Consider the following 17129-nt stretch of genomic DNA (forward strand, 5'->3'; position numbering starts at 1 on the left):
CGGCAAAAAGCAGCCGAGCATGGCTCGGCTCTACAGAAAGCGATGCCCCGTGCCGGGAACCCTGCGCACAATGACGCGAATTGTAATGTTGTTAAGAATTATTTACATTTGCGTCCTGCGCAGTGACCGCGCCTCGCCCCAGACGGACCTGACCGTGCCCGAAGCCGCCGCCCCGGGTGCTGGACGACTGTTGCCGCCCCTCCCCGCCTCCACGCTTCGAGCCCACCATGTGCCTGACCTTCGATAACCGCCTGCCCCGCCGCGCGCTGCTGCCGGCTGCCCTGCTTTCGTCTTTGACCCTGCTGGCCGCGCCCAGCGCGTTCGCCGCCACTGATGGCGCTGCCGACGCCAAGACCCTGGACCGGGTGAGCGTGCGTGCCGAACAGTCGGCGCCGCCGGCCAGTACCACGCGCCTGCCGATCACCCTGCAGGAAACCCCGCAGTCGGCCACCGCGATCAGCCTGCAGCGCCTGCAGGACGAATCGCTGTTCAGCATCAACGATGTGATGCGCAACGTGACCGGCGTCAGCGTGTCCTTCTATGACACGCAACGCCCGCTGTACTACGCGCGCGGCTTCGCCATCACCGACTTCCAGGTCGACGGCATTCCCACCTACAGCGGCTCGACCAACCAGGAGTACGACACCGCTTTCTACGACCGCATCGAAGTGATCCGCGGTGCCAACGGCCTGCTCAGCGGCGCCGGCGTGCCGTCGGCCACGGTCAACCTGCTGCGCAAGCGCCCCGGCAAGGAATTCGACGCGTCGTTCGCGGTCAGCGCCGGTAGCTGGGACTACCGCCGCATGGAAGCCGACGTAACCGCGCCGCTGACCGCCGACGGCCGCTTCCGCAGCCGCGTGGTCGCCGCCTACACCGATCGTGGCCTGTATTACGACCGCTACAAGGAAAACAAGATGGCCGGCATGGCGGTGCTGGAAGGCGATGTCACCGACAGCACCACGGTTACCGTCGGCTACCAGACCCAGGACAACAACCCGACCGGTTCGACCTGGGGCACCGTGGCGTTCTTCGACAACCAGGGCAACTTCGCCCATCTGGCGCGCTCGACCAACCTGTCGCCGAAGTGGAGCTACTGGAAGCGCGAAAGCAATACCGCCTTCGCCAACCTGGAACAGCGTTTCGGCGACCACTGGCTGCTGAAGATCAACACCGCCTACACCCGCGGCAACGTGCAGAACGTGCGCCTGTACGGCACCGGCAACCCGGACCCGGTGACCGGCGCGGGCATCTACCTGCGCGCGGCCGCCGGTGATTCGAAGGACACCCGCCGCAATGTCGATGCCTACCTGACCGGCAGCTTCCCGCTGTTCGGCCGCGACCACGACCTCACCGTCGGCGCGCAGTGGTCGGACCTGGAAGGCACCACCAATACCGTGGCGCTGAACTTCCCGGGCGACTGGGCGACCTGCGGGCGTGAGCGCTGCTACTACATCCCCAACGTGTTCAACTGGAACGGCGACATCTCCGAAGTGACCTACACCCGCACCGGCGCACGCCGCGTGGCCAAGACCACGCAGAGCGGCGTCTACCTGGCCACCCGCCTGCGCCTGGCCGAGCCGCTGTCGCTGATTGCCGGTGCGCGCCTGAGCCGCTGGGAAACGCTCAGCCGCTCGTACAACGCTGCCGGCGCCTATACCGGCACCAGCGGTGCATACAAGGTGAGCGATGAGGTCACTCCGTACGTGGGCCTGGTCTACGAGATCACCCCGAACGTGTCGGCCTATGCCAGCTACACCGAGATCTTCAATCCGCAAAACTACAAGGACCGCAACGAGAACCTGCTGGCACCGGTGCAGGGCTCGAACCTGGAAGCGGGCATCAAGACGCAGTGGTTCGATGGCCGCCTGACCGCCAATGCGGCGGTGTTCGAGGCCAAGCAGGACAACTACGCGGTGCGTGACATGAGCGTGCCGGAAGGTACGCTGAGCGACGGCAGCTCGGCCTATATCGGCATCAACGGCACCAAGGCGCGCGGTTGGGAGATGGACGTCAACGGCGAGATCCTGCCGGGCTGGACGGTCAATGCCGGCTACACCCGCGTCAAGGTGACCCGCGCCGCCACCGACCTGCTGTACGCCAATCCGCCCAAGGACCTGCTGCAGCTCAACACCCAGCTGCAGCTGCGTGGCGCACTGGAGCGACTGAGCATCGGCGGTGGCCTGCAGTGGCAGAGCCGGGTGCAGGGCTACAACATCGCCTACCCGCTCGGCGGCACGGTGACGGTGAACCAGCCGGCGTATTCGCTGGTGCAGTTCAACGCCAACTACCGCATCAGCGACAACTGGACCGCGACGCTGAGCGTGCGCAACGCGCTGGACAAGACCTACTGGGCCAACCTGGACTACAACAACTTCGGCGAGCCGCGCTTCGTGTCGGCCAGCCTGCGCTGGAAGTTCTGAGCAAACGACGGGTGCAAGGTGGGTGCCGACCGTTGGTCGGCACGCCCTCCGCCACGACCACGGTCGTGGGCTACCTGAATGGGCCCGTCTCCGTGCGGGCCTTTCCTTTTGCTGCACTGCAGGTTGCACCCTACGCCGTAATTATGCCGTGATTATTCCAACACCCGTCGGAAGCCGGTCAATGAACCCGAGCTGGGATACGTTGGAACGCAGTCGCCAGGCCCGCCTGGAACGTGCCGCGCCGTGGGCCCGGGGACGCGAGGTCGCCGCCGGCGACGTAGGCGGGCTGCTGCATGCACTGCTGGAGCCCGGCGACAAGGTCTGCCTGGAGGGCAACAACCAGAAGCAGGCCGATTTCCTCGCCCAGGCCCTGGCCGATCTTGATCCGGCCCGCGTGCACGACCTGCACATGGTGCAGTCGGTGCTGTCGCTGCCCTCGCATCTGGATGTATTCGAGCGTGGTATCGCTTCGAAACTGGACTTCTCGTTCTCCGGCCCGCAGTCGGTGCGCCTGGCCAACCTGGTGGCTGAAGGGCGCATCCAGATCGGTGCCATCCACACCTACCTGGAACTGTTCGGCCGCTACTTCATCGACCTGACCCCGCGCGTGGCCCTGGTCGCCGCGCAGGCCGCAGACCGGCACGGCAACCTGTACACCGGCCCGAACACCGAAGACACGCCGGTGATCGTCGAAGCCACTGCCTTCGGTGGCGGCATCGTCATCGCCCAGGTCAACGAGATCGTCGACGCCCTCCCCCGCGTCGACATTCCCGCTGACTGGGTCAACTTCGTGGTGCAGGCGCCGAAGCCGAACCACATCGAACCGCTGTTCACCCGCGACCCGGCGCAGATCTCCGAGATCCAGGTGTTGATGGCGATGATGGCGATCAAGGGCATCTACGCCGAGTACGGCGTGAACCGCCTCAACCATGGCATCGGCTTCGATACGGCGGCCATCGAACTGCTGCTCCCCACCTACGCCGAATCGCTCGACCTGAAGGGAAAGATCTGCCAGCACTGGGCGTTGAACCCCCACCCGGCACTGATTCCGGCGATCGAATCGGGCTTCGTCAGATCGGTGCATTCGTTCGGTTCGGAACTGGGCATGGAGAAATACATCGCCGCGCGAGGTGATGTGTTCTTCACCGGCGCCGATGGCTCGATGCGTTCCAACCGCGCGTTCTCGCAGACCGCCGGCCTGTATGCCTGTGACATGTTCATCGGCTCCACCCTGCAGATCGACCTGCAGGGCAACAGTTCCACCGCCACCCGTGACCGCATCGCCGGCTTCGGCGGTGCACCGAACATGGGCTCGGACGCACGCGGCCGCCGCCATGCCAGCGAGGCCTGGATCAAGGCCGGGCAACAGGCTGCGCGCCCGGGCGAAATGCCACGCGGGCGCAAGCTGGTGGTGCAGATGGTGGAAACCTTCCGCGAGCACATGGCACCGGCCTTCGTCGAAAGGCTCGATGCCTGGGAACTGGCCGAGCGCGCGCAGATGCCGCTGCCGCCGGTGATGATCTATGGCGACGACGTCAGCCATGTGCTGACCGAAGAAGGCATCGCCAACCTGCTTTTGTGCCGCACCCCTGAGGAACGCGAACAGGCGATCCGCGGCGTGGCCGGCTATACCGCCGTGGGCCTGGGCCGCGACCGCGCGATGGTGGAAAACCTGCGCGACCGCGGCGTGATCCGCCGTCCCGATGACCTTGGCATCTCCGTGCGCGATGCCAGCCGTGACCTGCTGGCGGCGCGTTCGGTGAAGGACCTGGTGCGCTGGTCCGGCGGTCTGTACGACCCGCCCAAGCGCTTCCGCAACTGGTAAGGGGCTGAGCATGGAAACCCTCGACTATCGATTCGAAGGACACACTGCGGTGCAGTTCCCGCGCGAAGCGGTGCTGGTCGGCGTGCTGGCCTCGGGCAACCTGGAAATCCTGCTGGAACCCGCTGCGCTGGAAGGCGCGATGACGGTGCGCATCATCACCGTCGCGAAGGGCTTCGGCAGCGTGTGGCAAGCGGTGATCAACGACTTCGCACAGCGTCATCCGCTACGCGACGTACGCATCTCGATCAACGATGCCGGTGCCACCCCGGCGGTGGTCAGCCTGCGCCTGGACCAAGCCGTGGAAACCCTGCGTGCTGGAGATCCACGATGAACCGGACGCAGCGCTACAGCTACTACGAAGCCGATGCGCGCGAGCGTATCGCCAGCCTGGTCGATGCCGGTTCCTTCAGGGAATTCCTCGGCCCGGCGCGGCGGATGATGAGCCCGCACTTGGCACAGCTCGACCAGCCCGCGGCGTTCGACGACGGCATCGTTGTCGGCGAAGCCACGCTGCGTGGCCGACGCGTGCTGCTGGCCGCGCAGCAGGGTGAATTCATGGGCGGCGGCGTGGGCGAAGTGCACGGTGCCAAACTGACCGGGCTGCTGCGTCGCGCAGCCGAAACACATCCCGAAGGCGTGCTTCTGCTGCTGGACACCGGTGGTGTGCGCCTGCACGAAGCCAATGCAGGGCTCATCGCCATTTCCGAGATCATGCGCGCCACCCTGGACGCGCGAGCAGCGGGTGTGCCGGTGATCGCGCTGATCGGCAGCGGCAACGGCGCCTTCGGCGGCATGGGCATCGTCGCCCGCTGCTGCAGCACGGTCATCATGTCCGAAGAGGGGCGCCTGTCGCTGTCCGGCCCGGAAGTGATCGAAACCGTGCGCGGCGTGGAAGAGTTCGATTCCCGCGATCGCGCGCTGGTCTGGCGCGTAACGGGAGGCAAGCACCGCTACCTGATCGACCAGGCACAGGTGCTGGTGCCGGATGCCATCGAGGCCTTCGCGCAGGCGGCCAGCAACGCGCTGCAGCCTGATACCAGTAGCACCGATCCGGATACTGCACTGGCTGCGCTGCAGGAACGCCATGCGGCATTGAAGGCGCGCGTGCAGGCCTGGGGCGATTGCCGCGATGGCCTGGAGATCTGGGCCCGCCAAGGCATCGCAGCCCCCGAGCGACTACCGCTGCTCGACACCGATGAGTTCCTCATCGCCACCGCCGACCGGAGCCTGCCATGAGCCTGCCGTTGCAGAACCTGCTCGATGCCCTGTTCCCGCATGGGCATGCCATTGCGGTGAACGATTCGGTGCTGACCGGCAGCGCCACCACCGAGGATGGCGAGGTGACCGTGATCGGTACCGCCGACAAACTTGAAGTCGGCGTGGACCACGCACTGGCACTGGCCGAAACCGTGCTTGCCAGCACCGGCGCACATCCACAGCGACCGATCGTGATGCTGGTGGATACCGCCGGACAGCGCCTGGCGCGGCGCGACGAACTGTTGGGCATCAATGGTTACTTTGCGCATCTCGCGCAGACGCTCGATCTGGCACGCCGCCGTGGTGCGCGCCTGATCACCCTGGTCTACGGCGAATCGGTCAGTGGTGGCTTCCTGTCATTCGGCCTGATGGCCGACCACATCCACGCCCTGCCCGACGCACAGGTGCGGGTGATGGACCTGCGCGCGATGGCACGGGTGACCAAGCAACCGCTGGAGAAGCTGCAGGCGCTCAGCCAGAGCTCGCCGGTATTCGCGCCGGGCGTGGCCAACTACGTGGCGATGGGTGCGGTGGAATCACTATGGGAAGGCGACCTTGCCCAGCACCTGCTGCAGGCCCTGCGCACACCCGCCGAAGGCGACCGACGTGCCGCACGCGGCGCACAGCGCGGCGGTCGCGCCCTGGCGGCAGCGGTTTCGACTGCGGTGGCCCACGGCGATGCCTGAGCGGCCCGCCCGCCACACGCTGGCCTGGCTGTCGGCCGAAGCCGACTGGCGGGCTGACGTGACTGGACACGAACCGCGCCTGGCAGCATGGTTCGCACAGGGCCTGCCAGCCATGGTGGCACGCAGTGCGGCGGATGATCCCGACCCGCGGCTTCGCCTGGGGGTGCCGCTGCCGCCAGGCGAAGGCAAGCAACGGCTGGCGCTGCGCGTGGCCCTGCAGGACATCCAGCACCTGCAGCCTCCCCCTGCCCTGGATCAGATTCTCGCCGGCGGCGTTCCGGCTGATTGGCAGGCGGCACTGCAGGCAATGCTGCGGCTTGCACCGGCCCGCGTGTTCGGCGCCTTCGCCTGGCAGCACCTCAGCGGTCTGCCCTATGTGCACGCACGCTCGGACATCGACCTGCTGTGGCAGGTGGGCGACGCGCGCCAGGCCGACCTGCTGGTCGAGCGCCTGCAGCACTGGGAAAGCACCTTCGGGCATCGGGTCGATGGCGAACTGTGCCTGGTGGATGGTGGCGCGGTGAACTGGCGCGAGTACGCCGGGCGCAGCCGCGAGGTACTGGTCAAGCGCCTCGATGGTGCCGCACTGGAACTACGTGATGCGTTGTTCGCCTCCACCGGGGTGAGCGCGTGAACGCCCTCGTGCAACCGGCGGTCAGGCCAGCTGCCGTGGACAGCACGCGTCTGGGGCGCCTCGCCATCGCCAGCCTGCACGCCGAACTGGCCCTTGCACCCAAGCCAGGGTTGGTCACCCCCTTCGACAGCGGCAGCCACCACGACATGGACGCCGGCACGTTCCTGCGCAGCCTGTTCACGCTGCGCCACTACTTCATCGCCGTGGCCTGCCTCGGTGCAGCCGAGGCGGACTTCAATGCCTTGCGCCGGTGTGGCATCTCCGCCGAAATCGCGATGCTGCGCGCGACCGCCGGCATCAACACTCATCGCGGCGCGGTCTTCAGCCTTGGCCTGCTGGTCGCGGCTTCCGCTGCCTGTCGGGGCCGCGCGGGCGGTGCCATCGCAGCCGAGCAGGTCTGCCAGGAAGTGCGCCGCTGGGCTGCCGAGCTCGCCGGCGCACCACTTGATGCGAACAGCCCTGGCCAGCGCGCGCGCGCACGGCACGGCGTGCAGGGTGTGCGCGAACAAGCGGCCGCCGGCTACCCGCTGCTGCGCGAGGTGGCACTGCCTACACTGCGCCACGCGCTGGCCAGCGACCTGCCACGCGAGGCCGCGATGTGCCAGACCCTGGTGCAGCTGATCGCGTGCGTGGATGACCTCAACCTGCTGCACCGTGGCGGCGCCAACGGCCTGTGCTGGGCCCAGCAACAGGCGCGAGGCTTCCTCGATGCCGGTGGCGCCTTCGTACCCGGCTGGCAGGCACGCCTGCACAGCATCGGTGATGGATTCGTCGCACGCCGGCTGAGCCCCGGCGGCAGTGCCGACCTGCTGGCCTGTGCCTGGTTCCTGCTGCAGCAGGAGGTCGCATGAGCCTTGCCCTGCTCTGCCCCGGCCAAGGCGTCCAGCACGCGGAGATGTTCGAACGCGTGCGCGATCTTCCGGCCGCACGCCACATCCTTGATCTGGCCAGCACGGTGCTCGGACGCGATGTATTTTCCGCCGCTGGGGCCGAAGACCGCTTCGACAATGCGCAGGCACAACCGCTGCTGTGCGCGGCCAGCCTGGCGCAGTGGCAAGGACTGCGCGACTGCGTGCCAGCGCCGACGCTGATCGCTGGCTACAGCATCGGCGAGCTCGCCGCGCACGCCATTGCCGGCAGCTTCGATGCGGCCACCTGCCTTGCCCTTGCGGCGCAGCGCGCGCGATTGATGGACAGCGCCAGCCCCGCCGATGCAGGCCTGCAGGCGGTGCTTGGCCTGGAACGCCATGTACTGCAGCCGCTGTGCGATCTGCACGGTGCGCACGTGGCCATCGCCAACGGGCAGGACCATTTCATCGTGGGCGGCACGCACGCCTCGTTGCAGCGGCTGGCCGATGCAGCGCGGGCGCAGGGCGCGGACATCCGTCTGCTGCCGGTGCGCGTGCCCGCACACACACCATTGCTGGCGGCGGCGGTCGCACCGTTCGCTGCCGCACTCGATGCCTCGCCACTGCAGGCCCCACGCCTGCCGCTGCTGGCCGGCATCGATGCGCGACCGGTGCGGGACCGCGCAACGGCAGTCAACACGCTTTCGTTGCAACTGGCGCAGACCATCGAATGGGCGCAGGTGATGCGCCAGGCCTTCGAGCGCGGCGCGCGGGTATTCCTGCAGCTGGGCCCGGGCAACGCGCTGGCGCGCATGGTCGCGCCGGCCTATCCGTGCTGCGAGGTGCGCGCGGTGGAAGAGTTCCAGAGCCTCGAAGGCGCGGCGGCATGGGTCCGCAGCGCGCTGGAACGGCTGCAGTAACGGGTTCGAGCAGTACGTATCACGCAACACGCCGTACGTCGCCTTACCCCGGGATGGCGGGTCTCCATCCGCGCTGTACGTGAGTCACGTGTCTGGGAGGGCGCATGAGTCCACAAATCGCAACGATCATCGGTCTGGTGATCATGTTCATCGTCGCCACCGCGATGCCAATCAACATGGGTGCCGTCGCTTTCGCGCTGGCCTTCATCATCGGCGGGCTGTGGGTCGACATGGGCGGCAAGGAGGTCCTGGCCGGCTTTCCCGGCGATCTGTTCCTGACCCTGGTCGGCATCACCTACCTGTTCGCCATCGCGCAGAAGAACGGCACCATCGACCTGCTGGTGCACTGGGCAGTGAAAGCGGTGCGCGGCCATATCGTGGCCATTCCGTGGGTGATGTTCGTGATCACCGCGGTCCTCACCGCGTTCGGCGCTCTGGGCCCGGCCGCGGTCGCGATCATCGGCCCGGTCGCCCTGCGCTTTGCCAAGCAGTACAACATCAATCCACTGATGATGGGCCTGCTGGTCATCCATGGTGCGCAGGCCGGCGGCTTCTCGCCCATCAGCGTGTACGGCAGCATCACCAATGGCGTGGTGCAGAAAGCCGGGCTGGAAGTGACCGAGATGGCGGTGTTCCTGACCAGCCTGGGCTTCAACTTCATGATGGCGACGATCTGCTTCTTCGCCTTCGGTGGCATCGCCCTGCTGCGTCGCGGTTCGATCACGGCAGCGGGAACGATCGGCAATGCCGAGCTGGCGATGGCCGGTGGCCCGCAGGCATCCTCGCGCCAGTTCGCGATCGAAGGCCATGGCGCGCTGGTCGCGGCGGGCGGCGGCACCCTGTCCAACGATCCGGCGGCACTGGATGAGGTCAGCCTGACCCGCGAGCGGTTGTTCACCCTGATCGGCCTGCTCGGCCTGGGCGTGGCCGCGCTGATCTACAACCTCAACGTCGGCCTGGTCTCGATCACCGTGGCGGTGGCGCTGGCGCTGCTGTCGCCGCAGAGCCAGAAGGGCGCGGTTGACGGCATCAGCTGGTCGACCGTGCTGCTGATCTGCGGCGTGGTGACCCACATCGGCGTGCTGGAACATGCCGGCGCGGTGGACTTCATCGGCAACAGCGTCTCCGAAATCGGCATCCCGCTGCTCGGCGCGCTTTTGGTCTGCTACGTCGGCGGCATCGTCTCCGCATTCGCCTCGTCGGCCGCGGTGCTCGGCGCAACGATTCCATTGGCCGTGCCGTTCCTGATGCAGGGTCACCTCAGCGCCGCTGGCGTGATCTGCGCGCTGGCGGTGTCGTCCACCATCGTCGATGTCAGCCCGTTCTCCACCAATGGCGCACTGGTGGTGGCTTCGGCAGCCAAGGAAGAGCGCGAGAGCCTGTTCCGTCGCTTCCTGGTGTACAGCGGTCTGGTGGTGGCGCTGGGGCCGTTGCTGGCCTGGCTGGTGTTCGTGGTGCCGGGCTGGATGTAACCGCCATCGGGTCGTGCCGGCCGCTGGCCGGCGCGACCTGGCGTTACACTCTGCGCATGGCCATTGCCCCTGCCCCGCGGTCACCGAAGAAGCGCGCGCCTCTGTACGAAGAGGTGGCCGAACACGTGCGCGAGCGCATCTATGACTACCGGTTGCCGCCGGGCGAGTGGATCGACGAGCCCGCGCTGTGCGAGGAACTGGGTATCAGCCGTACGCCCCTGCGCGAGGCGTTGAAGCTGCTGGCAGCCGAAGGCCTGGTGCAGATCGATGCCGGTCGTGGCAGCCGGGTCACCCGGCTGACGCTGGAAGACCTCAACCAGCTGTTCCCGGTGATGGCCATGCTGGAAGGCCGTTGCGCACACGAGGCGGTGAGGCACATCGACGATGCCGGCGTGCAACAGCTGGAGGCCCTGCATGCGGCGATGGAAGCGGCGGCGGCCGAGGGCAACATCGCCGAGTACTACCGCAACAACTACCTGATCCACGAAACCGTGCAGCATTACGCCGGCAACCCGTGGCTGATCCGCATCACCCACGACCTGCACCGCATCCTGAAGATGCATCGCGGCCGCCAGCTGCTGACCCCAGGGCGCACCGCGCAATCGCTGGCCGAGCACCGCGAGCTGATGGAGTGCTTCCGCCGCCGCGACGCGCAGGCCGCCGAACGCACCATGGAACGCCATCTGCTCAGCCAGGGCCAGGCCCTGGCCGCCTATGTGGCGGCAGGCGGGCTGTTGAACGTGCCGGCGCCCTTGCCGACCGAAGGCGGCGGCTGAGCGGATGTGGTTGCCGGCCAGCGGCCGGCACTACCGGGACGTGCCCTTGGTTGGACTGTTGAACGTGCCGTGGGCGCTTGCCCGCCGAAGGCGGCGGCTGAGCGGATTTGGTTGCCGGCCAGCGGCCAGCACTACCGGGACGTGACCTTGGTTGGGCTGCTGAACGTGCCGTGGCCACTTGCCCGCCGAAGGCGGCGGCTGAGGGGAAGAGGTTGCCGGCCAGTGGCCGGCACTACCGGGACGTGACCTCGGCGGGTTAGTGCCGGCCGCTGGCCGGCATCCCGAAACGTCTGATCAATCGCCACCGCAGCTGCCGCCGTCCCCCCCACCACCATCACTGCTGCAGTCGGAGCTGCTGTAGCTGTGATGGCTGTGGCTGTCACCGGAATAGTCAACGGAGGTGTCATGGCTTGCACCGCCATCCCCCCGGCTGCCTGAGCCATCGGCCGTGGCCACTGCCAGGCACAGGATGGCGCCGACCAGCGGCAGCAGCCAGACCAGCAGCAGCTGCACCGCGCGGCCACCCGCCGACAGGCCATCACGCCTGACGATCACCACGGTAGCCGCCACGTTCAGGCCCAGCACCAGCAGGACCAGCAGAAGGGCAACGATCAACATTCGGCGGCTCCATGCCTGGACTGGAGGGCATTATGGGCCTGCCAGCCCGGCAATGGCCCTGCCCGTCATGAAGATGGGACAATGCAGGGCGCGCCGGCCTGCTTCCGGGCCGCCGGCGCCCCCCGCACCACACGGAAGAAGAAGAACAACAACATGCTGAAAGTCATTTTCGATACCGACCCGGGCGTCGACGACGCCCTGGCCCTGCTGTACCTGCACAAGCACGCCCAGATTGACCTGATCGGCGTCACCACCACCTTCGGCAATGCCTCGGTGGAGTCGACCACGCACAATGCGCTGTACCTGAAGCAGGCCTGGGGCTTTGCCGCCCCGGTCGCGCGCGGCGCCGGTGGCCCGCTGCAGCCGGAAGCCACCCCCGAAGCCTGGCCGGTGCACATCCATGGCCACAACGGCCTGGGCAACCACCCGGTGCCGGCCGAACTGGACGTGGCCGCCGACGCGCGCCCCGCTCACCAGCTGATCATCGACCTGGTCCGCGCCCATCCGGGCGAAGTGACCCTGGTCGCGGTCGGCCGCATGACCAACCTCGCGCTGGCCCTGCAGCAGGCCCCGGACATCGCCGGCCTGGTGCGCGGCGTGGTGATCATGGGCGGCGCGTTCCACGTCAACGGCAACATCACCCCGGCCGCCGAGGCCAACATCTGGGGCGATGCCGAAGCGGCCGACGTGGTGTTCACTGCCAGCTGGCCGGTCACCGCCATCGGCCTGGACGTGACCACCCGCGTGGAAATGGACCGTGACGGTCTGGACAAGCTGGCCGCCATCGGCGGTGCCGATGCCGAACTGGTGCGTGCGCTGTCGCAGGATTACGTGGACTTCTACCTGCAGGCCGGCCACAAGGGCATGGTCGTGCATGACTGCTGCGCGTGCATCGCGCTGACCCGTCCGGAACTGTTCCAGTTCGAGCGCGCCAGCGTGCGCGTGGCCACCGACGGCGTTGCCCGCGGCATGACCATTCCCAAGCCGGAAGGCATGGCATTCGGTCCCAGCGTGTGGGACGGCCACGTGGTGCAGTCGATCGCCATCGGCGTGGATGCGGCCGCGGTACTGGCCGACATCGAGCAGACCCTCAAGGTCTGACCCGCTAGCGCTTGGCCCTGCCCGGGACCGTCTCGGGCAGGGTCCACAGCACCGGCAGCACCAGCACCGCCACCAGCGCGATCATCGCGCCTGGCGCTGCTGCCCAGCCGCTGCGCTCCACCCACCATTGCGCCAGCCATGGCGTTGCCCCGCCGAAGAAGGCCGTGGCCATGGTCACCCCCAGTGCCAGCCCACTCACCCGCCCTTCGCCGGGGAACTGCTCGGCCGTGGCCGGGGCCGCGACCGCGCTCACGCCGCCGGCCACGCAGGCCAGCAGCACCGCCGCCAGCGCAATGCCCAACGGCGGCGCCTGTGCCATCCAGGCGAACAGGGACAGCGGCAACAACGCTGCCAGCAGGGTCAGGCCCAGCAGCATCGGCCGCCGCCCGACGCGGTCGGACAATGCGCCACACAGCGGCGTGATCGCAATCACTGCCACCGCCGCAATTGTCGAAAGCCACAGTGCATCGCCCTCATCGTGGCCCTGCGCGTGCAGGAACGCAGGCACATAGGTGATGCCCACGTAGTAGGTGATCGATCCCAAGGCCGAGATCGCGAAGGTGCGCGCCACCGCCAGCGGGTGGTGCTGCAGCACATGCCGCAGCGGCGTGGCAGGAATGCTGCCTTCGCGGCGCTGGCGTTCGAACTCAGGCGATTCGTGCATGCCCGAGCGCGCGACCAGGATCACCAGTGCCAGCGCAGCGCCGACGAAGAACGGAATACGCCAGCCCCAGCTGTCCAGCTGCGCGGGCGCGAGCAGCGCCACGGTGACCGCCGAGATCGCTACCGCCAGCAGTGCGCCTACTTCACTGGCGGCCGAGGCCAGCGAGGTCACCAGGCCACGCCGCCGCGCCGGTGCGCTTTCCAGCAGGTACGCCACCACGCCGGTGTACTCACCGCCCACCGAAAACGCCATCACGCAGCGCAATACCAGCAGTAGCACGCCCGCCGTGGTACCTGCGGTGGCCGCGGTTGGCAGCAACGCAGTGGCCAGCATCGCCGCCGCCATCAACGCCATCGAAGCCAGCAGCATCCAGCGCCGGCCCAGGCGGTCGCCCAGGTGGCCGAAGCACAGCGCGCCCAGCGGGCGCATCAGGTAGGACACCGCGAAGCCTGCCAGGGTGACCAGCAGCGCCTGTTCGCCGCCGCCGAAGAACACCCGCGACAGCACCGTGGCGAAATACAGGTACAGGGTGAAGTCGTACCACTCCACTACCGTGGACAGGCCCGCCACCCACATCGAGCGCTGCCGCGCCGCGGTCATTGCGTGTTCGCCTTCAACAGCCTCGGTCCCGGTTGCGCAGGTTCGGGGCAGGATGTCATGGCCCGGGTGAAATACCGGTCATCGGCCATCCGCTGCCTGCATGTACTGGGTTTCATGGCCGGTGAAGCGCTCACCGTCAAAACCGAAGCAGAAGCGCCCTTCCTCGAACACGCGGTAGACCAGCAACGCGCCATCGAGGCAGAACTGCTGCCGGTCCACGCCCGTCTCCAGTGTCCCGTAGCCGGTAGCATCACCGCCCTTTCCCGCCGGCCCGGTGAAGGCATCGAACGGCAGTGGCGTCGCCCTGCCCGTGCGGGTATCGACCAGCACCAGCGTGCGCTGGAAATACTCCGGACGATCATCGACCTGTACCAGCAGGTAGTGCCGGTTGAAATTGGGTTTCTGATGCTGGAGGGCATCTTCGATGGCTGCGCGGTGCCGCGCATCGCAGAAGTCGACCGGGCTGTAGCGGTAACTGCAACCGTCGTGGTCGTAGGGCAGGTTCATGCCGGAATAGCTGATGCTTCCCTCGCTGTCCACGTCGTGGCCCAGTTCCGGGGTGCTGCACAGCAGCCACGAACCCTGCGCATCTTCGGGATCGGCCATCAGCTTCGGCTCGCGGCCCGCCTCGTAAGCCGCACCACCCGGGAAGTCCTGGCCGAAACGCTGGCGGACGATGGGACGTGCCTTCTCCAGCGGCAGGCCGATCCTGGCCCCACGGAACGAAACGAATGTCATCGTCGGCAGGATCACCTCTTCCACCGGCAGCCCCTTCCACTGCCCCTGCACGCAGAACGTGGCGATCTCGTTCTCCCCGTCCTCCTTGCAGGGCTTCGGCGCGTTCGCCGCCAACCAGGGATGGGCCGGGCGCCCGGTCTGCTGATCGATGTACCAGCCGTCCAGCGCGCAGGTCGGCAAGGCGTCGAGCAGCGGAGAGAGGTCTGTTGCGGTGGCCGGGGCGGCAGGCGGTGTGCCCGCTGCGGGTGCCACGGTCGGCGCGTCCGGTGTGCGCTGGCAGGCCGCCAGCGCGAGCAGACCGACCAGCAGCGCGACGTGGCGCGGGCGCTGGATTGAATGCTGCGTTCCCTGCATTGCGTGTTTCCTGGTTTCGACACTCCCTGCAGATGATCGCCGATCCCAAGGCCGTGCAGGAACGTCACAGATCCCACATCGGGGTCAGAGCCCTCCGCTCCCGCAAAGGGATCCGACCCCGCCCGTTACCCCGGCAGCTGCAGCTCAGCCCTCAGCCCGCCACCCTCGCGGTTGCGCAACCGCAGCGAGCCGCCCAGCGACTGCGCCAGCTGCACCGCGATGGCCAGGCCCAAGCCAGTGCCGCCGGTATCGCGATTGCGCGAGCTTTCCAGCCGGTGGAACGGTGCCAGCACTGCCTGCAACTGGTCTTCGGGAATGCCGGGGCCACGGTCGGAAATTCCGATCCACACTCTTCCGGCCTCATCGCGGCCCGCCTCGATCTCGGCGGCACCGGCGTAACGCAACGCGTTGTCGACCAGATTGCCGACCACCCGGCGCAGCGGCTGCGGCCAGGTCTGCACGACCAGTCCAGCGGGTGCTCCGCCACTGACCGGCTTGCCCATGTCCTCGTAATCGCCGACCACACTGGCCAGGAACGCGCCCAGGTCCATCGACACCGGCGCGCCACTGGCGACGTGGCTGCTGCGCGCATAGGCCACACCCTCGCGCACCAGTTGCCCAAGGTGGTCGAGGTCGGCCAGCAGCCGCTGCTGGGTGCTGTCTTCAGGCAGGGTCTCCACCCGGAGCTTCATGCGCGTGATGGGGGTCTGCAGGTCATGCGAGATCGCGGCCAGGATCTGCAGGCGTTCACTGACATGGCCACGAATGCGTGCCTGCAGTGCGTTGAGAGCGGCTGCTGCGCCGCCCACTTCGGCCGGGCCATCTTCAGGCAGTGCAGGCCCGTCCTTGCCCGGCTGCAGATGCTCCACCGCATGCGACAACTGCTGCAGCGGGCGCATGGCCAGGCGCACCGCCAGCCACGCGCACACCAGCAGCAGCGCCAGCTGCACCAGCAGCACGGCGGGCAGCCAGCGCGCCAGCGGCAGGCCCGACGGGGTGACTTCAATGGTCAAGGGAGTGCCGTCGTGCAGGCGCAGTTCCACCTCGAACCGCTCCGGCAGGCGAGCCACCTGGCGCGCCTGCAACGGATAGCGGTGCTGCAGGCTGTCATCGATGATCGCCGTGACCTGGCGTGCACGATCGGTCTGCAGCCCCGGTCCGGCCGCGGCCGGGCGCAGCAGGTAACGGTAGGTGCGCCGCTCCAGCCGCGGCACCCAGGCATCGCGCTGGTCCGCGGGCAGGTGCTCCAGCAGCGCGACACTCACGGCCACGTCTTCGTCCAGGTTGCGCAGCATCATGCTGCGGGTGGACTGGTAGCGTTCGAAGAACAGCAGGCCGAAGGACAGTGCGTGGGCCAGCGCCAGTCCGCCCAGCAGCACCAGCAGCAGCCGCGCCGACAGCGTGCGCGGCCAGCGTGGGCGGCGTGCGGTGGCGTTCATTCGTCCGGCCCCAGCAACTGCACCGGCACGCTGAACACATAGCCTTCGCTGCGCACGGTCTTGATGTAGGTCGGCTCGCGTGCGTCGTCACCCAAGCGCTGCCGCACGCGGCTGACCAGCAGGTCGATCGAGCGGTCAAACAGTTCGGCATCGCGGCCCTGCGTGAGGCTGAGCAGCTGGTCGCGGCTGAGCACCCGATTGGCGTGATCGAGGAATACGCGCAACAGGCGGAATTCGGCGCCACTGAGTGGATACGCGGTGTCGTGTGCATCCAGCAGATGGCGTGCGGTGGTGTCCAGGCGCCACTCGCCGAAGGCCAGCTGGCGACCGGCTTCGCTCACCTGCAGATTCGGCGGCAACATCCGGGTACGGCGGATCACCGCATTGATGCGTGCCAGCAGTTCGCGCGAAGAGAAGGGCTTGGTCACGTAGTCATCAGCGCCCATTTCCAGGCCGATGATGCGGTCGGTTTCGTCGTCGCGGGCGGTCAGCAGCACCACCGGCACCGCACGATGCTTGCCGGCGCGCAGGTTGCGGCACAGGCTCAGTCCGTCCTCGCCCGGCATCATCACGTCCAGCACGACCAGATCCACGGCATGGGTATCCATCAGCGCGCGCATGGCCCGGCCACCGTCGGCCTGGCTCACGCGCAGGCCGTTGCGTTGCAGGTAATCGGCCAGCATCTGGCGGATCTCGCTGTCATCGTCGACGACCAGGATGTGCGGTACGTGGTTCATTGCGTTCTCGATGAGGACGAAGGTCAAGGCCGCGCGGTGC

Annotated in this window: 16 protein-coding genes; 11 read left to right on the forward strand and 5 right to left on the reverse strand. The window is 67.7% G+C overall.

Annotated elements, in window-relative coordinates; genetic code table 11:
* Window positions 1-227: 227 nt before the first annotated feature.
* From E5790_RS04035 to E5790_RS04080, 10 genes are all read left to right on the forward strand, one after another.
* Window positions 228-2420: a TonB-dependent siderophore receptor gene (locus E5790_RS04035; RefSeq protein ID WP_075076127.1), complete on the forward strand. Its 2193-nt coding sequence runs from the start codon at window positions 228-230 to the stop codon at window positions 2418-2420.
* Between the two features lie 181 nt (window positions 2421-2601).
* Window positions 2602-4245, forward strand: coding sequence for a malonate decarboxylase subunit alpha (gene mdcA / locus E5790_RS04040; RefSeq protein ID WP_111205852.1), 1644 nt, complete (start codon window positions 2602-2604; stop codon window positions 4243-4245).
* Between the two features lie 10 nt (window positions 4246-4255).
* Window positions 4256-4576 carry a malonate decarboxylase acyl carrier protein gene (gene mdcC / locus E5790_RS04045; protein WP_111205851.1) on the forward strand — a complete coding sequence of 107 codons (321 nt, stop codon included), beginning with the start codon at window positions 4256-4258 and terminating at the stop codon, window positions 4574-4576.
* On the forward strand, window positions 4573-5481 hold the full coding sequence (locus E5790_RS04050) for a biotin-independent malonate decarboxylase subunit beta (RefSeq protein ID WP_014646338.1): 909 nt from the start codon (window positions 4573-4575) through the stop codon (window positions 5479-5481). Before mdcC ends, E5790_RS04050 begins: the two co-directional genes overlap by 4 nt.
* Window positions 5482-5483: 2 nt before the next feature.
* The gene (mdcE, locus tag E5790_RS04055; RefSeq protein WP_111205862.1) at window positions 5484-6188 is read left to right on the forward strand and encodes a biotin-independent malonate decarboxylase subunit gamma; all 705 of its coding nucleotides are present in this window, start codon (window positions 5484-5486) and stop codon (window positions 6186-6188) included.
* Window positions 6181-6822: a malonate decarboxylase holo-[acyl-carrier-protein] synthase gene (gene mdcG, locus E5790_RS04060; RefSeq protein ID WP_111205850.1), complete on the forward strand. Its 642-nt coding sequence runs from the start codon at window positions 6181-6183 to the stop codon at window positions 6820-6822. Before mdcE ends, mdcG begins: the two co-directional genes overlap by 8 nt.
* Window positions 6823-6857: 35 nt before the next feature.
* A complete protein-coding gene (gene mdcB, locus E5790_RS04065) occupies window positions 6858-7673 on the forward strand; it encodes a triphosphoribosyl-dephospho-CoA synthase MdcB (RefSeq protein WP_111205849.1) in 816 nt (271 codons plus the stop codon).
* On the forward strand, window positions 7670-8590 hold the full coding sequence (gene mdcH, locus E5790_RS04070; protein WP_014646334.1) for a malonate decarboxylase subunit epsilon: 921 nt from the start codon (window positions 7670-7672) through the stop codon (window positions 8588-8590). The genes mdcB and mdcH overlap by 4 nt, the downstream gene beginning before the upstream one ends.
* A 104-nt stretch (window positions 8591-8694) precedes the next feature.
* Window positions 8695-10062: an SLC13 family permease gene (locus tag E5790_RS04075; protein ID WP_111205848.1), complete on the forward strand. Its 1368-nt coding sequence runs from the start codon at window positions 8695-8697 to the stop codon at window positions 10060-10062.
* Between the two features lie 56 nt (window positions 10063-10118).
* Window positions 10119-10838: a GntR family transcriptional regulator gene (locus tag E5790_RS04080; protein ID WP_049441166.1), complete on the forward strand. Its 720-nt coding sequence runs from the start codon at window positions 10119-10121 to the stop codon at window positions 10836-10838.
* Between the two features lie 294 nt (window positions 10839-11132).
* Here E5790_RS04080 and E5790_RS04085 read toward each other — a convergent pair whose 3' ends face one another.
* A complete protein-coding gene (locus E5790_RS04085; RefSeq protein ID WP_111205847.1) occupies window positions 11133-11456 on the reverse strand; it encodes a hypothetical protein in 324 nt (107 codons plus the stop codon).
* 153 nt (window positions 11457-11609) lie between these two features.
* Here E5790_RS04085 and E5790_RS04090 point away from each other — a divergent pair, with 153 nt between their 5' ends.
* Window positions 11610-12557 (forward strand): nucleoside hydrolase, encoded by a 948-nt coding sequence (locus tag E5790_RS04090; protein WP_111205861.1) that lies wholly within the window; start codon window positions 11610-11612, stop codon window positions 12555-12557.
* Window positions 12558-12561: 4 nt separating this feature from the next.
* On the opposite strand, the gene E5790_RS04095 is transcribed toward E5790_RS04090, so the two are convergent.
* The 4 genes from E5790_RS04095 to E5790_RS04110 all read right to left on the reverse strand — a co-directional run bounded on the left by E5790_RS04095 (window position 12562) and on the right by E5790_RS04110 (window position 17089).
* Complete coding sequence (locus E5790_RS04095) at window positions 12562-13821, reverse strand: MFS transporter (protein ID WP_075076132.1); 1260 nt, start codon at window positions 13819-13821, stop codon at window positions 12562-12564.
* Between the two features lie 78 nt (window positions 13822-13899).
* Window positions 13900-14913, reverse strand: coding sequence for a hypothetical protein (locus E5790_RS04100; protein ID WP_111205846.1), 1014 nt, complete (start codon window positions 14911-14913; stop codon window positions 13900-13902).
* Window positions 14914-15038: 125 nt separating this feature from the next.
* A complete protein-coding gene (locus E5790_RS04105; protein ID WP_111205845.1) occupies window positions 15039-16352 on the reverse strand; it encodes a HAMP domain-containing sensor histidine kinase in 1314 nt (437 codons plus the stop codon).
* Entirely contained in the window at window positions 16349-17089 is a 741-nt protein-coding gene (locus tag E5790_RS04110) for a response regulator (RefSeq protein WP_111205844.1), read from the reverse strand. The genes E5790_RS04105 and E5790_RS04110 overlap by 4 nt, the downstream gene beginning before the upstream one ends.
* Window positions 17090-17129: the final 40 nt, after the last annotated feature.

The sequence above is a fragment of the Stenotrophomonas sp. PAMC25021 genome (assembly GCF_004795795.1).
Lineage (GTDB): Bacteria > Pseudomonadota > Gammaproteobacteria > Xanthomonadales > Xanthomonadaceae > Stenotrophomonas > Stenotrophomonas muris.

Excerpts from the sequence above, each read along its gene's own strand:
- E5790_RS04035 (WP_075076127.1), top strand. The coding sequence starts at position 228 with ATGTGCCTGACCTTCGATAACCGCCTGCCCCGCCGCGCGCTGCTGCCG.
- mdcA (WP_111205852.1), top strand. The coding sequence starts at position 2,602 with ATGAACCCGAGCTGGGATACGTTGGAACGCAGTCGCCAGGCCCGCCTG.
- mdcC (WP_111205851.1), top strand. The coding sequence starts at position 4,256 with ATGGAAACCCTCGACTATCGATTCGAAGGACACACTGCGGTGCAGTTC.
- E5790_RS04050 (WP_014646338.1), top strand. The coding sequence starts at position 4,573 with ATGAACCGGACGCAGCGCTACAGCTACTACGAAGCCGATGCGCGCGAG.
- mdcG (WP_111205850.1), top strand. The coding sequence starts at position 6,181 with ATGCCTGAGCGGCCCGCCCGCCACACGCTGGCCTGGCTGTCGGCCGAA.
- mdcH (WP_014646334.1), top strand. The coding sequence starts at position 7,670 with ATGAGCCTTGCCCTGCTCTGCCCCGGCCAAGGCGTCCAGCACGCGGAG.
- E5790_RS04075 (WP_111205848.1), top strand. The coding sequence starts at position 8,695 with ATGAGTCCACAAATCGCAACGATCATCGGTCTGGTGATCATGTTCATC.
- E5790_RS04080 (WP_049441166.1), top strand. The coding sequence starts at position 10,119 with ATGGCCATTGCCCCTGCCCCGCGGTCACCGAAGAAGCGCGCGCCTCTG.
- E5790_RS04085 (WP_111205847.1), bottom strand. The coding sequence starts at position 11,456 with ATGTTGATCGTTGCCCTTCTGCTGGTCCTGCTGGTGCTGGGCCTGAAC.
- E5790_RS04090 (WP_111205861.1), top strand. The coding sequence starts at position 11,610 with ATGCTGAAAGTCATTTTCGATACCGACCCGGGCGTCGACGACGCCCTG.
- E5790_RS04095 (WP_075076132.1), bottom strand. The coding sequence starts at position 13,821 with ATGACCGCGGCGCGGCAGCGCTCGATGTGGGTGGCGGGCCTGTCCACG.
- E5790_RS04100 (WP_111205846.1), bottom strand. The coding sequence starts at position 14,913 with ATGCAGGGAACGCAGCATTCAATCCAGCGCCCGCGCCACGTCGCGCTG.
- E5790_RS04105 (WP_111205845.1), bottom strand. The coding sequence starts at position 16,352 with ATGAACGCCACCGCACGCCGCCCACGCTGGCCGCGCACGCTGTCGGCG.
- E5790_RS04110 (WP_111205844.1), bottom strand. The coding sequence starts at position 17,089 with ATGAACCACGTACCGCACATCCTGGTCGTCGACGATGACAGCGAGATC.